This is a genomic window from Pseudomonas sp. B19(2017), from assembly GCF_002113165.1.
Lineage (GTDB): Bacteria > Pseudomonadota > Gammaproteobacteria > Pseudomonadales > Pseudomonadaceae > Aquipseudomonas.
This window is the reverse complement of the sequence record NZ_NEJR01000011.1, coordinates 139,050-152,619: the sequence shown is the minus strand read 5'-3', so window position 1 is coordinate 152,619 and position 13,570 is coordinate 139,050. Positions and strand designations below refer to the sequence as shown.

Here is a 13,570-nt window from a genome sequence, read left to right as displayed (position 1 = left end):
CTTAGCGTCCGCGAAGTTGCCGATCCGGCAATGCCACTGCCGCTAGCAGTCCGAGCACAGCCACCCCGGCACTCCCCATCAGCAACTGCCGGAACGTCTCCAGCAACCGCCCTTGGGTCACGGGGTCCACCTCACCAGCAGTCAGGCTCCCCAGCAACGGATTACCCAGCGAGTCGAACCCGCCCTGGTGCAGCAGTGCCAGCAGCAGGCTGGACATGCACGCCACGCCCATGGCCCCGCCCAGCGAGCGGAACAGGTTGGTGGTGCTGGTGGCGACGCCGATGTCCTTGCTGTCCACCGCGCTTTGCGTACCTACCAGCGAGGTCGGGAACTGCAGACCGCAAGCGATACCGGTCAGCAGCATGAACAGTGCACTGGGCAAGGCGGACTGCGGCGGGGTCAGCGCCATGGCGAAAATGGCCAGCGGCATCAGCAGTGCCCCGGCCAGGATCTGCGGCTTGTAGCGCCCGGTCAGGCTGGTCATGCGCCCGCCGGTGAAGGCCCCGATAGGCAGCCCCATCACCAGCGGCAGGAGGTGCAGGGCCGCGCTGTCGGCGCCGGCGCCGGTGATGCCCTGGTAGCGCAACGGCATGAGCATGGTCAGGGAGATCGACTGGAAGCTGGCGAAGAAGATCACGCCCCAGCACAGTACCGCCACGCGGTTGCCGAACAGGCCGAGCGGCAGCAGTGGCTCCGGGCAGCGGCGTTCATGGGCGATGAACAGTACCAGGCCGAGTGTGGCGCAGGCGAACAGGGCCAGCACGGCCTGGTCGGCCCAGGCATGGCCTTGGCCGACCAGGGTAATGCCCAGCAACAGGCTGCCCAGGCCGAGTATCAGCAGCACGGCGCCGAGGTAGTCCACCTGCGCCTCGCGGCGCTGCGCCGGCATGCCGCCGAGGGCGCGACGGATCGCCCACAGTGCAACCAGCCCCAGCGGCAGGTTGATCCAGAATACCCCGCGCCATGAAAGGTATTCGGTCAGCCACCCGCCCAGCACCGGCCCTGCGACACTGGCCACCGCGTACATGCTGCTGAAGTAGCCCTGGTAGCGGCCGCGCTCTCGCGGGGGCACGAAGTCGCCGATGATCGCCTGGCTCACCGAGACCATGCCGCCGGCGCCAATGCCCTGCAGTACCCGGGCCAGTACCAGTTGCTGCATGTCCTGGGCCAGGGCGCAGGCGATCGAGGCCAGGGTGAACAGGCTGATGCCGGTGAGAATCATCCGACGCCGCCCGTACAAGTCGCCCAGCTTGCCGTAGATGGGGACGGCCACGGTCATCGCCACCATGTAGCCGGAGATGACCCACGCCAGCAGGCCGACATCGTTGAACTGCGCCGAGATCGCTGGCAGCGAGACAGCGACGATGGTCTGGTCCAGGGCGCCGAGGAAGATCGCCAGCATCAGGGCGGTGAGCACGTTGCGCAGGGTGGTGGGGGGCAGGGCGGCGGTCACGGGGATACCTTGTTCATCGGTTGAGGCCTCTTCGCGGGCACGCCCGCTCCCACAGGGGCAACACAGGGCTTGAAGGTTGTGGTGTACCTGTGGGAGCGGGCGTGCCCGCGAAATGGCCCCGGAATTGTAACCTGAGTTAGGTAGCTTCCTATGTACTATCTGCATCCCCTATGCAAGATCGGCATTGGCGCATTCATCCAGTGCTGCATGGCTGCGTGATATCGTTGGTATGCCACAGAGGCTGAAAACCGGGGCTTGCACCAGCATGGTGCAGCATTATGCCGCAGGGTTTTCAAGCCGCTGTCTCCCACACCTTTTATTCCTCTGCCTGCATGTCGAGCATGACCGCCCGGATGGCGACGGTTGGAACAGCCAGGTAGACCCGATTACAGGGGTCGGTAGTTACCGTTCGAATTTCAACTTATTTTGCGGAGTGATCATGCCCAAGGCTTCCCATCAAGATCTGCGTTTTGCCTTCCGCGAGCTGCTCGCTTCAGGTTCCTGTTATCACACCGCATCGGTGTTCGACCCGATGTCGGCGCGCATTGCCGCAGACCTGGGCTTCGAGGTCGGCATCCTCGGTGGTTCCGTCGCTTCGTTGCAGGTATTGGCTGCGCCGGACTTCGCCCTCATCACCCTCAGTGAGTTCGTCGAGCAGGCCACCCGTATCGGTCGTGTGGCGCAACTGCCCGTGCTGGCGGACGCCGACCATGGCTATGGCAACGCGCTGAACGTCATGCGCACGGTCATCGAACTGGAGCGCGCTGGCGTGGCAGCATTGACCATCGAGGACACCCTGCTGCCGGCCCAGTTCGGGCGCAAGTCCACCGACCTGATCCCGGTTGAAGAGGGCGTCGGCAAGATCCGTGCAGCGCTGGAGGCGCGGGTCGATTCGTCGTTGTCGATCATTGCCCGGACCAACGCTGGCGTACTCTCCACCGAAGAAATCATCGTGCGCACCCAGAGCTACCAGAAGGCCGGGGCCGACGGTATCTGCATGGTGGGGGTGAAGGACTTCGCGCAGCTCGAGCAGATTGCCGAGCACCTGACGGTGCCGCTGATGCTGGTGACCTACGGCAACCCGAACCTGCGCGATGACGAGCGCCTGGCACGCCTGGGCGTACGCATCGTGGTCGATGGTCACGCGGCCTACTTTGCCGCCATCAAGGCCACCTACGACTGCCTGCGGCTGCAGCGCGGCCAGCAGAACAAGTCGGAAAACCTCAGCGCCACCGAACTCTCGCACACCTACACCCAGCCCGAGGACTACATCCGCTGGGCCAAGGAATACATGAGCGTCGAGGAGTGATGGCGCGATCCCGCTAGGAGCGTCACAGGCCCTGGTCCCACTCCGGTTCGTCCTTGAACCGCTGCACCAGAAAGTCCAGCATGCTGCGCAGGGTCGCCGGCATGTGCTTGCGCGAGGTGTACACCGCATTGAGGTTCAGCTCGCGTGGCTTCGCCTCGGGCAGCAAGCGCACCAGCTCGCCGCAGCGCAAGGCCTGTGCGGCCTGGTAGGTCGGCAACATGGCGATACCTGCGCCGGCCAGCGCCGCCTTCTGTAGTGTCATCGCCTCGTTGGCACTGATATTCCCGGCCACCGGCACGGCGACCTGCTGGCCGGCTACCTCGAAATGCCACAGGCTGTGGCCGAAGTAGGCATGGGTCAGGCAGTTGTGCTGGCTCAATTCCTCGACCCGTTGCGGCGTGCCGTGCTCGCGCAGGTACGCCGGTGCCGCACACACCGCCGAGCGGCAGACGCTCAAGCGCCGGGCGATCAGGTTGGGGTCCAGGTCATTGCTGGTGCGGATGGCCAGGTCGATGCGCTCGTCCACCAGATTCACCGTGCGATCGAGCATCTGCAGTTCCACCTTTACCCCGGGGTAACGCCGGACGTAGTCGGCCACTGCATCCACCAGCTGGGCCTGGCCGAACGAAGTGCTGACACTGATGCGCAGCGCGCCCTTGGGTGCGTCATCCGGTTGCTGCACCGCGGCCTGCAGGTCGCCTGCCAGTTCCAGCAGTTGGCGGCAGCGGGGCAGGGTTTCCTGACCGGCGGCGGTGAGGCTGAGCTTGCGTGTGGTGCGCTGCATCAGCCGTGCGCCAACCCAGTCTTCCAGCTCCGCCAGGTAGCGCGACACCACCGGCCGGGACAGTTGCAGATGATCTGCCGCTGCCGACTGGCTGCCCAGGTCGACAACGGTGACGAAAACGCGCATGGCGTTGAGACGGTCCATGATTTGCCCGGTTTCAGAAACAAACTATGTTCGAGCATCGCATTTTTTGTGATGGATCGGGCAACTAAGCTGTTGGGCATTGTTCATCTGACGGGTGTTTGCGATGTCTCTTTTCCCTCCCTTGCGTGGCCTGCTGCTGGCCTGCGTGACCCTGGCCGGGCCGGTGCTGGCTGCCGAACCCTTGCGGCTGGAGGTATACAACCCCGGACATGAGGCGATCTTCCCGGTCAGTTCGGTGATCGTCAGCGGCGAGCACGATGCCATTCTTGTCGATGCCCAGTTCGGCAAGGCACAGGCAGAGCAACTGGTGCAGCGCCTGCGGGCAGGTGGCAAGCAGCTGACCAGCATCTACATCAGCCACGGCGACCCGGACTACTACTTCGGCCTGGATACCCTGACCCAGGCCTTCCCCGACGCCAAGGTGCTGGCGTCGGCCGCCACGGTTGCCCATATCCGCCAGACCATGGATGCCAAACTGGCCTACTGGGGCCCGCAGATGGGCGCGGACAAACCGGCGCGTCTGGTGCTGCCACAGGTGCTCGAAGGCAACCGCCTGACGCTGGAAGGGCAGGCCCTCGATGTGGTCGGCCTGGACGGCCCGCAACCTGATCGCAGTTTTGTGTGGATCCCGTCGATCAAGGCGGTGGTCGGTGGCGTGGTGGTGTCGGAGAACATCCATGTATGGATGGCCGACACGCAAACGGCCAAGTCCCACGCCGACTGGCTCGGCACCCTGGCGCACATCGAAGCGCTGGCGCCGCGCACGGTCATCCCGGGGCATTACCTGGGCGACAGCAGCCGATCGCTCGAGGCCGTGCGTTTCACGGCGAACTACATACGTGACTTCGATGCCGAGACCGCCAAGGCGAAGGACGCCGGCGCGTTGATCGCGGCGATGAAGCGACGTTACCCGGGCCTGGCCGATGAAAGCTCGCTGGAGCTGGGGGCCAAGGTCGCCAAGGGCGAGATGAAATGGTAATTCCGTTCAATTGATGGAGAGTATCCCATGAGCAAGATTGCAATCATCGGTGCCACTGGCCGCGCTGGCAGCCAGTTGCTGGAGGAGGCCCTGCGCCGTGGCCACAGTGTGCTGGCCATCGCCCGCGACCCGTCGCGCTTGCAAGGGCGGGACGGGGTCACCGTCAAGGCGCTGGATGTGAAGGACAGCGCAGCCCTGCAAGCGGCGGTCGCGGATGTGGATGCGGTGCTGAGTGCGGCGCATTTCTCGACCATCGAGCCACACGCCATCATCGAGCCGGTCAAGCACGCCGGGGTCAGGCGATTGCTGGTGGTTGGCGGTGCCGGCAGCCTGTTGCTGCCATCGGGCCATCGGGCCATCGGGTGATCGACAGCCCGGACTTCCCCGAGGCGTACAAGGCCGAGGCCAATGCCGGTGTGCATTTTCTGGAGGTGTTGCAGCGGGAGCCGAACCTGGACTGGACCTTCCTGTCGCCGTCGGCGGAGTTCGTTGAAGGTGAGCGCAGCGGGCATTACAAACTGGGCAAGGATCATCTGCTGATCGGCGCGGATGGCAGAAGCTGGATCACCTTCGCCGATTACGCGATTGCCATGCTCGACGAACTGGAAAAGCCGCAGCACTCGCGGCAGCGTTTCACTGTCGGCTACTGAGTCGCCTGCTTCGCGGGCTTGCCCGCTCCCACAGGTACAGTGCAGGTCCTGGATTTTGTGCGGTACCTGTGGGAGCGGGCGTGCCCGCGAAGGGGCACTCACTGGCTGGCCTGGCCCTCCAGCCAGTCCAGCAACTCCACCAACCCCGACGGCAAGCTCTTGCTCTGGCTCACCAGGTAATACCCCTTGCCGGTCATCACCTTCAGCGCAAACGGCATGCACAGCCGCCCTCCGCGCAAGTCATCGCCTATCAGCGACCAGTCGCCGATGGCCACGCCGGTCCCCTGCGAGGCCATGGCCATGGCCATGTCCAGCGTTTCGAAATGCTGTTTCGGCCCTTGAGTGCCCAGCGTCACCCCGGCTGCCTGCAGCCATAACCGCCAGTCATGCTCATCTCGCGACGGGTGCAGCAGCATGTGTCGCGCCAGGTCCTCGACCTGCTGCAACGGTACCGGCCCCTCTCGCAGTGACGGCGCGCACACCGGCGTCAGCTGTTCATCGAACAACTTGCGCACGCGCAACCCGTGGTTCGGTGCATCGCCGTAGACCACCGCCGCATCGAAACCCTCGCGGCGGAAATCCACCCCATGCTGCACGGTGGTGCTCAGCTCCACCGGCACATCCGGGCGTAACGCCTGCCATTCCATCAGGCGCGGCAGCAGCCAGCGCATCACGCAGGTCGGAGCCTTGAGCTGCAAGGTAGCGGTGCGTCCACCCACCTCGCGCACCCCTTGTTCGATCAGCGTGAACACCTGCTGCACCCTTGGCAGCCAGTCCTGGCCTTCACGGGTCAGGCTCAGCCCACGGGCCTGGCGCTGGAACAAGGCATAACCCAGATGTTCCTCGAGGGCTGCAATCTGCCGGCTGACCGCGCCCTGGGTGATATGCAACTGCTGCCCGGCACGGGTGAAGTTGCAGTGTTGGGCGGTGACCAGAAAGGTATGCAGGGCAGGCAGGGGCGGGAGGCGTTTCATTGTGCTGAGCCATGATTACAAGACATGGCTAGTATGTGTTTTTTTGCATTGTGGCGATAGCCGTGGCTGGGTCCAATAAGGCATAACCCAACCAAGATTCATGGTGAAACCGATGGCAACCTGCGGCGAAGTACTGGTAAAACTCCTTGAAGGCTATGGCGTGGACCATGTCTTCGGCATTCCTGGTGTACATACCGTGGAGCTCTACCGCGGCCTGGCGGGATCGTCGATCCGCCATGTCACCCCGCGCCACGAGCAGGGCGCCGGGTTCATGGCCGACGGCTATGCGCGCACCCGCGGAAAACCGGGAGTGTGCTTCATCATCACCGGCCCGGGCATGACCAACATCACCACTGCCATGGGCCAGGCCTATGCCGACTCGATCCCGATGCTGGTGATTTCCAGCGTGCAGTCGCGCGACCAGCTGGGCGGTGGCCGCGGCAAGCTGCACGAGTTGCCCAACCAGGCAGCGCTGGTCTCGGGTGTGGCGGCGTTTTCCCACACCCTGATGAGTGCCGATGACCTACCGCAGGTGCTGGCCCGGGCATTCGCCGTGTTCGAAGGTGCCCGACCGCGCCCGGTGCACATCGAGATCCCGCTCGACGTGCTGGTCGAGCCGGCCGATCACCTGTTGCCGGGGCGCGTGGTGCGCAGCAGCAGGGCAGGGGCAGCGCCGCAGGCCGTGGCGCAGATGGCCGAGCGCCTGGCCAATGCAAGGCGGCCATTGATCCTGGCCGGTGGCGGCGCATTGGCCGCGGGCGCCGCGCTGGCGCGCCTGGCCGAACACCTGCAGGCGCCGGTGGCGCTGACCATCAATGCCAAGGGGCTGCTGCCGGCCAGCCACTCGCTGCAGATCGGCTCGACCCAGTCTCTGCCGGCCACGCGGGCACTGGTGGCCGAGGCCGATGTGGTACTGGCGATCGGCACCGAACTGGCCGAAACCGACTATGACGTGACCTTCAAAGGTGGTTTCGAAATTCCCGGCAGCCTCTTGCGTATCGACATCGACCCGGACCAGACCGTGCGCAATTACCTGCCGACGCTGTCGCTGGTGGCCGATGCCGAACTGGCTACCGAGGCGCTGCTCGGCGCCTTGCAGCCACTGCCGCAACCTGTGCGTGAAAGCACGTGGGGGACGGCCCGGGTGGCCAAGCTGCGCCAGGCACTGGCGGCGGGTTGGGACCAGCCGACCTTGAGCCAGACGCGTTTGTTGAATGCGATTCTCGAGCGCCTGCCCAATGCCATTCTGGTGGGCGATTCGACCCAGCCGGTGTACACCGGCAACCTGACCCTGGACATGGATCAGCCACGGCGTTGGTTCAATGCCTCGACCGGCTACGGCACCTTGGGGTATGCACTGCCGGCGGCCATGGGTGCCTGGCTGGGTAGTGCGGAACAGGTCGACGAGCGTGCGCCTGCGGTGTGCCTGATTGGTGATGGGGGTTTGCAATTCACCTTGCCGGAGCTGGCCAGTGCGGTGGAGGCGCAAGTGCCGCTGATCGTGCTGCTGTGGAACAACCAGGGGTACGAGGAAATCAAGAAGTACATGGTCAACCGGGCGATCGAGCCGGTCGGAGTGGATATCCATACGCCGGACTTCATTGGGGTGGCACGGGCCCTGGGTGCTGCGGCGGAGCAGGTGGCGGATGTGGCGCAACTGCAAGTGGCGTTGGGGCAGGCAGTGGAGCGCAAGGGGCCGACCCTGATCCAGGTTGACCAGAATCAGTGGCAGGGGGCTGTGCGGGGCTGACGTAGCGCTGTTGCCTGTACGGGCCCTTTCGCGGGCTTGCCCGCTCCCACAGGATTCTGCACAGATTCTGAATGTTGTGCTGTACCTGTGGGAGCGGGCAAGCCCGCGAAGAGGCCAGTACTGCCATCCAGAACTTCAGCCAGCAGACGCCCGCAACCTGGCCACATCACGAATCGGCGGCGCGCCATACAGCCTGCTGTACTCACGGCTGAACTGTGACGGGCTTTCATAGCCTACCCTGTAAGCCGCCACCGCTGCCTCAAGCCCGTCATTGAGCATCAACCGCCGCGCCTCCTGCAGGCGCAGTTGCTTCTGGTACTGCAACGGGCTCATCGACGTCACGGCCTTGAACCGGTGGTGCAAGGTCGAGATGCTGAGGTTGACCTCCCGGGCCAGGTCCTCGATGCGCAAAGGCATTTGATAATTCTGGTTGAGCCAGGTGATGGCTTGGCAAACCCGGTGGGTCTGGCTGTTGGCCAAGGCGATTTCGTACAACCGATAGCCCTGCGGCCCACGCAGCAGGCGGTAGAGGATCTCCCGGCGGAACAGCGGCGCCAGCATCGCGATGTCACGCGGGGTATCCAGCAGGCGGATCAGGCGCAGCAGAGCGTCGAGCAACGCGGCATCGGTTCTTTCCACATACAGGCCACGACCGGAAGGCCGGTTGGGCACCAGCATCGGCCCGCTTTCGGCGATCAGCTGGCTGATTTCGGCCGGGTCCAGGTCCATGCGCAGGCCGAGGCTCGGGTGCTCGGGGCTGGCGTCGAGCCTGACACCGCTAAGCGGCAAGGTGACCGAGACCACCATGTAGTGCAGCGGGTCGTAGGCGTACTGCTCGTCCCCGAGAAACAGGCTTTTACTGCCTTGGGCGAGGATGCACAGCGCGGGTTGCGCCAGGGTCGGCACCGAGCGCACGTTTTCGGTGTAGCGCACCAGGTACAGGTCATCGATGGCCGATGCCGGTCCGTGGGGTTCGCCGGCGTGGCGGCTGATCAGCTCGGCCAGCTCCTGGCGTTGCAGTTCCAGGCTCGGGTCGATGGACGTGGCGGTGGTCATGATGGCTTTCCTCTGCTGACCGACGCAGCATAGGTTTGGGCAATGGCGGGCGCTAGTCAAAAGCTGCACGTCGATTGCCTGATCCTGCCGCGCTGCAGGATCAGGCAATCGGCGAGCAGTAATGGCCTAACGCGCTGCGCGGGTGAGTCTCTAACCTTGGCAGCCTGGCTTTCCCGTTTGCCTGCTTCAAGGAGATCGTGCAATGACCTCGACACAACCGGTCACCCACCTTGCTTTCATCCGTGCCAGCAGCGGGCGCTCGGCGGAGTTGGGCGCGCGTTTGCGTGACTTGCTCGAGCCCTCGCTGCGGGCACCGGGTTGCCTGAGTTTCACCGTGCAGCGTTCGCAGGCTGATGCCGACTTGTGGTTGCTCAGTGGCAGCTGGCGGGACCAGCAGGCGATGAGTGGGTACTTTGCTTCGCCGACGCTGCAGGTGTTTGGTGAGTTGGTACAGGCACAGGTGGTCAGCAGCCTGGACTTGCATACCTTTGACTGATCTGTCGCTGGTACCGGCGATAGGGCCGGAACAGGCAAATAGGGTAAAATGCCAGCCCTCGATCAACGAAGCGGATAGCAACATGGCACGTAGGGAGTTCCCGCATTTCGAAGCGGTTTCGGCGATGGTCCCGGTTGAAGGCGGCGGCTACAACGCGGCCATCGCGGTCAAGGCCCTGGGCATGGGCGGCGCGCCGCGTTTTCACAAGATTCTCGACGGCCAGGTGTTCAAGGGCGCCGTGGCCGCCGACGAAGCGGCCACAGCCGAGCTGCAACGCCTGCAGGGCGTCAGCGAAGAAGGTGAGCTGGTCTGGTGATCAGGCCGGCGGCCGGGCCATCTTGAACAGGTTGCCCAGTTCGAAATAGTCCGCCGGGCCACCGCCACGCAGGATCGGTTCGGCAGCAGCGGTATCGTAGATGCCGTTCTTCAACAGGTGCTCGGCAATGTGCACCGCCACCACTTCACCCAGGATCAGCCAGCTGGGCACCAGTTCCTGATCGGCCCGCTTGAGCTGGACGATCTGGCTGACCTTGCACTCGAAGGCCACCGGGGTTTCGCCAACACGCGGCACCTTGACGATGCGCGATGGCGTGGCGGTGAGGCCGCTCAATTCGAATTCGTTTATTTCGGCGGCAACCGGTGCGCAGCTCTGGTTCATCTGCTCGGCCAACGGTCGGGTGGCCAGGTTCCAGACGAATTCGCCGGTCTGCTCGATGTTGTTCAGGCTGTCTTTGCGCCCGACGCTGCAGAAACCGATGATCGGCGGAATGTAGTTGAAGGCGTTGAAGAAGCTGTAGGGCGCCAGGTTCAGGCGGCCTTCGCGGTCCTGTGAGGAAATCCAGCCGATAGGGCGGGGGCCGACGATGGCGTTGAATGGGTCGTGGGGCAGGCCGTGGCCTTTGGCGGGTTCGTAGTAATGCATCTGTGCTGGGCTTGTTGGCCCTACCTCCTGGTGGACAATGTGCCTAGTGTGCCAAGCCTTTGCCCGCCTGCAAATGATCAAGCCCGGCCGAAGCCGGGCTGGGTGCACGCATCAGGGATCAGCTGATGCGGTGGGCGTTGGTGCGCTCGAAGCCGTCTTCAGCGAAGCGTTGGCCGCCAGTGCGATCGAAACCGTCCTCAGCGAAGCGCTGGCCACCGGTGCGGTCGAAGCCGTCTTCAGCGAAGCGCTGGCCACCGGTGCGGTCGAAACCGTCTTCAGCGAAGCGCTGGCCGCCGGTGCGGTCGAAACCGTCTTCAGCGAAGCGCTGGCCGCCAGTGCGGTCGAAACCATCTTCAGCGTAGGCAGCGGATTGGCTTTGGGCCGCTGCGAAGGTGTGGGCGTTGGTGCGGTTGAAACCATCTTCGGCGAAGGCGCCAGTAGCGAAAACCGAGAGGGCGAGGGTGAGGATCAGTTTGTTTTTCATGGTCGTTGCTCCAGGGGGTGCTTGAGGTTGTTTGTTTCTATGGGTTTAATCCTACGCCGATTAATTTGATTAAAAAGCGCAAATAATTGCGCTTAAGAATCGACTATTTCGATATGTGTTGGCGCGCATCGCGTGGATCAGGCAGTGGTTCTGCTCACGACGCGTCTGCCTGTTTGCCGACGCTCTGCCAGGTAGTTGCAGGTTGAGGGGGTGGAATTAACGAGGCATTACGGATGAAGATTTTTTCATTGAAGGCTGCTCAACGCATTTTTCATCCATCACCAACCGTTTTTTCAAATGCTGCTCAGCACCATCGCGGCACCTCAAACCGGAGCGGCACAACAATGAACAAACTTCCGCAAATCACCCTGGCCTTCTGGGTCATGAAGATCTGCGCTACCACTCTTGGCGAAACGGCAGGTGACTTGCTGTCGATGACCCTGAACATCGGTTATGCCCTCAGCTCGCTGCTGCTGATCAGCGTGTTCCTGCTGACCTTGCTCGGCCAGCTGTACTCGCGCCGCTACCATCCGATGCTGTACTGGCTGGTAATCCTCTCCACCAGCACCGCCGGCACCACCATGTCCGACTTCATGGACCGCACCCTGGGCCTGGGCTACGCCGCGGGTTCGGCCATCCTCATCGGCATTCTGCTGCTGACCTTCGTGATATGGCGCCTGAGCGGCAACCCGCTGGATGTCACCCGCATCAAGAACCGCACGGGTGAATTGTTCTACTGGGTGGCGATCCTGTTCTCCAACACCCTCGGCACCGCGCTGGGCGATTACCTGGCCGATGACTCGGGGCTAGGTTTTGCCGGTGGTGCACTGCTGATCGGCAGCGCCATCGCCGTTGTGGTAGTGGCTCGCTACTGGACGCGCATTCCAGGCGTGGTGTTGTTCTGGGTTGCGTTCGTGCTCACCCGGCCGTTCGGCGCCACCTTGGGCGACTTCCTCACCAAGCCCCACGAGAAGGGCGGCCTGGACTTTGGCACGGTCGGCTCTTCAGCGGTGCTGGGCGGGGTATTGCTGGTACTGGTACTGATGGCCACCTGGTACCAGCGCCGTGAACCGCGTCAGGCGTTGGAGATGTCCTGAGACTGCTATCCAATACCGGTGAGCAGATTAACTGGGGCCTCAAGCCGTACATCTTGGTTGCATGATGCATTCGCATGTATGAAAAAAGGCGCCCCGAAAACGGGGCGCCCTTCTTCATTACCGCAAGCTCACACTCACTCAGTGGTAATCCGCGAGTGCTGCTTGGTGTCCTTCATGGTCGCGTAAACCAGCAGCGAGCAGGCGATGCAGGCGGTGACATACCAGTAGAAGCCACTCTCCATGCCGGCGCTCTTGAACCACAGGGCCACGTACTCGGCGGTGCCGCCGAAGATCGACACGGTCAGGGCGTACGGCAGGCCCACGCCCAGGGCGCGGATTTCGGTGGGGAACAGCTCGGCTTTGACCACGGCGTTGATCGAGGTGTAGCCGCTGACGATGATCAGCGCCGCCATGATCAGGAAGAACGCGCCCCACCAGGTCTGGATGGTGTGCAGGGTGCTGAGGATCGGCACGGTGAACAGGGTGCCGAGCACGCCGAAGGCGATCAGGATCGGGCGACGGCCGATCTTGTCGGACAGGCCACCGATCACTGGCTGCAGGCACATGAACAGGAACAGCGTGGCAGCCGAGATGGTGGTCGAGTCGCTGATGCTCATGCCGACGGTGTTGACCAGGTACTTCTGCATGTAGGTGGTGTAGGTGTAGAAGGCCAGGGTGCCGCCCATGGTCAGGCCGACCACGGTCATCAGCTCCTTGGGGTGGCGCAGCAGGGTACGCATCAGGCTTTCCTTGGCCTTTTCCTTCTTGGTGAAGGAGGCGGTTTCTTCCATGCCGCGACGCAGGTACAGGGCAACCACGGCGCACAGCGCACCGATCACGAACGGTACGCGCCAGCCCCAGGCATACAGCTGCTCGGTGGTCAGGGTCTGTTGCAGAACGATCAGTACTGCCAGGGCGATGAGCTGGCCGGAGATCAAGGTCACGTACTGGAAGCTGGAGAAGAAGCCACGGCGGTCCTTGCTGGCCATTTCACTGAGGTAGGTGGCCGAGGTGCCATATTCACCACCCACCGACAGGCCCTGCATCAGGCGGGCGATGACCAGCAGGATTGGCGCGGCGACGCCGATGGTTTCGTAGCCCGGGGTCAGGGCGATGACCAGGGAGCCGGCGCACATCAGCAGCACCGAAGCCATCAGTGCAGCCTTGCGGCCTTTGCGGTCGGCGTACAGGCCCATCAGCCAGCCACCGATCGGGCGCATGAGGAAGCCCACGGCGAAGATCGCAGCGGTATTGAGCAATTGTGCGGTGGAATCGCCGGCCGGGAAGAAGGCCTTGGCGAAGTACAGCGAGAATGCGGCGTAGACGTACCAGTCGTACCATTCGACCATGTTGCCGATGGACCCGCTGAAGATCGACTTCAGGCGGCTGGCGGTGGTTTTTTCTGCGGCAGGCGCGGTGGCCGCCCCGGTGGGCAGGGAGGTGGCGTTATCCATCAGGGATACCTTCTCGTT

Annotated in this window: 13 protein-coding genes and 1 pseudogene; 7 read left to right on the top strand and 7 right to left on the bottom strand. The window is 63.6% G+C overall.

Annotation, left to right across the window (positions count from 1 at the left end):
- Window position 1: 1 nt before the first annotated feature.
- A complete protein-coding gene (locus CAF70_RS16650) occupies window positions 2–1,453 on the bottom strand; it encodes an MDR family MFS transporter (protein WP_085625833.1) in 1,452 nt (483 codons plus the stop codon).
- Window positions 1,454–1,892: 439 nt separating this feature from the next.
- Between CAF70_RS16650 and CAF70_RS16645 the strand changes: the two genes are divergently transcribed.
- Window positions 1,893–2,762: an oxaloacetate decarboxylase gene (locus tag CAF70_RS16645; protein WP_085625834.1), complete on the top strand. Its 870-nt coding sequence runs from the start codon at window positions 1,893–1,895 to the stop codon at window positions 2,760–2,762.
- Between the two features lie 22 nt (window positions 2,763–2,784).
- Here the strand turns inward: CAF70_RS16645 and CAF70_RS16640 are convergent, their stop codons facing one another.
- Entirely contained in the window at window positions 2,785–3,690 is a 906-nt protein-coding gene (locus tag CAF70_RS16640) for a LysR family transcriptional regulator (protein ID WP_085625835.1), read from the bottom strand.
- Between the two features lie 103 nt (window positions 3,691–3,793).
- Here CAF70_RS16640 and CAF70_RS16635 point away from each other — a divergent pair, with 103 nt between their 5' ends.
- Together CAF70_RS16635 and CAF70_RS16630 are read left to right on the top strand one after the other, a co-directional pair.
- Window positions 3,794–4,669, top strand: a complete 876-nt coding sequence (locus CAF70_RS16635) for an MBL fold metallo-hydrolase (RefSeq protein ID WP_085625836.1) — start codon at window positions 3,794–3,796, stop codon at window positions 4,667–4,669.
- A 27-nt stretch (window positions 4,670–4,696) separates the two neighbouring features.
- Window positions 4,697–5,319, top strand: a pseudogene (locus CAF70_RS16630) (NAD(P)-dependent oxidoreductase).
- 98 nt (window positions 5,320–5,417) lie between these two features.
- Here the strand turns inward: CAF70_RS16630 and CAF70_RS16625 are convergent.
- The gene (locus CAF70_RS16625) at window positions 5,418–6,293 is read right to left on the bottom strand and encodes a LysR substrate-binding domain-containing protein (protein ID WP_085625837.1); all 876 of its coding nucleotides are present in this window, start codon (window positions 6,291–6,293) and stop codon (window positions 5,418–5,420) included.
- A gap of 112 nt (window positions 6,294–6,405) precedes the next feature.
- Between CAF70_RS16625 and CAF70_RS16620 the strand changes: the two genes are divergently transcribed.
- Entirely contained in the window at window positions 6,406–8,043 is a 1,638-nt protein-coding gene (locus CAF70_RS16620) for a 5-guanidino-2-oxopentanoate decarboxylase (protein ID WP_085625838.1), read from the top strand.
- 135 nt (window positions 8,044–8,178) lie between these two features.
- Here CAF70_RS16620 and CAF70_RS16615 read toward each other — a convergent pair whose 3' ends face one another.
- The gene (locus CAF70_RS16615) at window positions 8,179–9,099 is read right to left on the bottom strand and encodes an AraC family transcriptional regulator (RefSeq protein WP_085625839.1); all 921 of its coding nucleotides are present in this window, start codon (window positions 9,097–9,099) and stop codon (window positions 8,179–8,181) included.
- 202 nt (window positions 9,100–9,301) lie between these two features.
- Here CAF70_RS16615 and CAF70_RS16610 point away from each other — a divergent pair, with 202 nt between their 5' ends.
- Window positions 9,302–9,595 (top strand): putative quinol monooxygenase, encoded by a 294-nt coding sequence (locus tag CAF70_RS16610; RefSeq protein WP_085625840.1) that lies wholly within the window; start codon window positions 9,302–9,304, stop codon window positions 9,593–9,595.
- Window positions 9,596–9,677: 82 nt separating this feature from the next.
- Entirely contained in the window at window positions 9,678–9,911 is a 234-nt protein-coding gene (locus CAF70_RS16605) for a hypothetical protein (protein ID WP_085625841.1), read from the top strand.
- Here CAF70_RS16605 and CAF70_RS16600 read toward each other — a convergent pair whose 3' ends face one another.
- A complete protein-coding gene (locus CAF70_RS16600; protein ID WP_085625842.1) occupies window positions 9,912–10,517 on the bottom strand; it encodes a flavin reductase family protein in 606 nt (201 codons plus the stop codon). It abuts the gene before it with no gap.
- Between the two features lie 118 nt (window positions 10,518–10,635).
- The gene (locus tag CAF70_RS16595) at window positions 10,636–11,001 is read right to left on the bottom strand and encodes a hypothetical protein (protein ID WP_063913218.1); all 366 of its coding nucleotides are present in this window, start codon (window positions 10,999–11,001) and stop codon (window positions 10,636–10,638) included.
- Between the two features lie 344 nt (window positions 11,002–11,345).
- Here CAF70_RS16595 and CAF70_RS16590 point away from each other — a divergent pair, with 344 nt between their 5' ends.
- Window positions 11,346–12,098, top strand: a complete 753-nt coding sequence (locus tag CAF70_RS16590) for a hypothetical protein (protein WP_085625843.1) — start codon at window positions 11,346–11,348, stop codon at window positions 12,096–12,098.
- A gap of 134 nt (window positions 12,099–12,232) precedes the next feature.
- Here the strand turns inward: CAF70_RS16590 and CAF70_RS16585 are convergent, their stop codons facing one another.
- Entirely contained in the window at window positions 12,233–13,552 is a 1,320-nt protein-coding gene (locus CAF70_RS16585) for an MFS transporter (RefSeq protein WP_085625844.1), read from the bottom strand.
- Window positions 13,553–13,570 lie beyond the last annotated feature (18 nt).

What these genes read in the sequence shown, in the direction of transcription:
- CAF70_RS16600 (WP_085625842.1), bottom strand. Translation starts at nt 10,517, where the DNA reads ATGCATTACTACGAACCCGCCAAAGGCCACGGCCTGCCCCACGACCCA.
- CAF70_RS16605 (WP_085625841.1), top strand. Translation starts at nt 9,678, where the DNA reads ATGGCACGTAGGGAGTTCCCGCATTTCGAAGCGGTTTCGGCGATGGTC.
- CAF70_RS16585 (WP_085625844.1), bottom strand. Translation starts at nt 13,552, where the DNA reads ATGGATAACGCCACCTCCCTGCCCACCGGGGCGGCCACCGCGCCTGCC.
- CAF70_RS16640 (WP_085625835.1), bottom strand. Translation starts at nt 3,690, where the DNA reads ATGGACCGTCTCAACGCCATGCGCGTTTTCGTCACCGTTGTCGACCTG.
- CAF70_RS16615 (WP_085625839.1), bottom strand. Translation starts at nt 9,099, where the DNA reads ATGACCACCGCCACGTCCATCGACCCGAGCCTGGAACTGCAACGCCAG.
- CAF70_RS16635 (WP_085625836.1), top strand. Translation starts at nt 3,794, where the DNA reads ATGTCTCTTTTCCCTCCCTTGCGTGGCCTGCTGCTGGCCTGCGTGACC.
- CAF70_RS16625 (WP_085625837.1), bottom strand. Translation starts at nt 6,293, where the DNA reads ATGAAACGCCTCCCGCCCCTGCCTGCCCTGCATACCTTTCTGGTCACC.
- CAF70_RS16620 (WP_085625838.1), top strand. Translation starts at nt 6,406, where the DNA reads ATGGCAACCTGCGGCGAAGTACTGGTAAAACTCCTTGAAGGCTATGGC.
- CAF70_RS16610 (WP_085625840.1), top strand. Translation starts at nt 9,302, where the DNA reads ATGACCTCGACACAACCGGTCACCCACCTTGCTTTCATCCGTGCCAGC.
- CAF70_RS16590 (WP_085625843.1), top strand. Translation starts at nt 11,346, where the DNA reads ATGAACAAACTTCCGCAAATCACCCTGGCCTTCTGGGTCATGAAGATC.
- CAF70_RS16595 (WP_063913218.1), bottom strand. Translation starts at nt 11,001, where the DNA reads ATGAAAAACAAACTGATCCTCACCCTCGCCCTCTCGGTTTTCGCTACT.
- CAF70_RS16645 (WP_085625834.1), top strand. Translation starts at nt 1,893, where the DNA reads ATGCCCAAGGCTTCCCATCAAGATCTGCGTTTTGCCTTCCGCGAGCTG.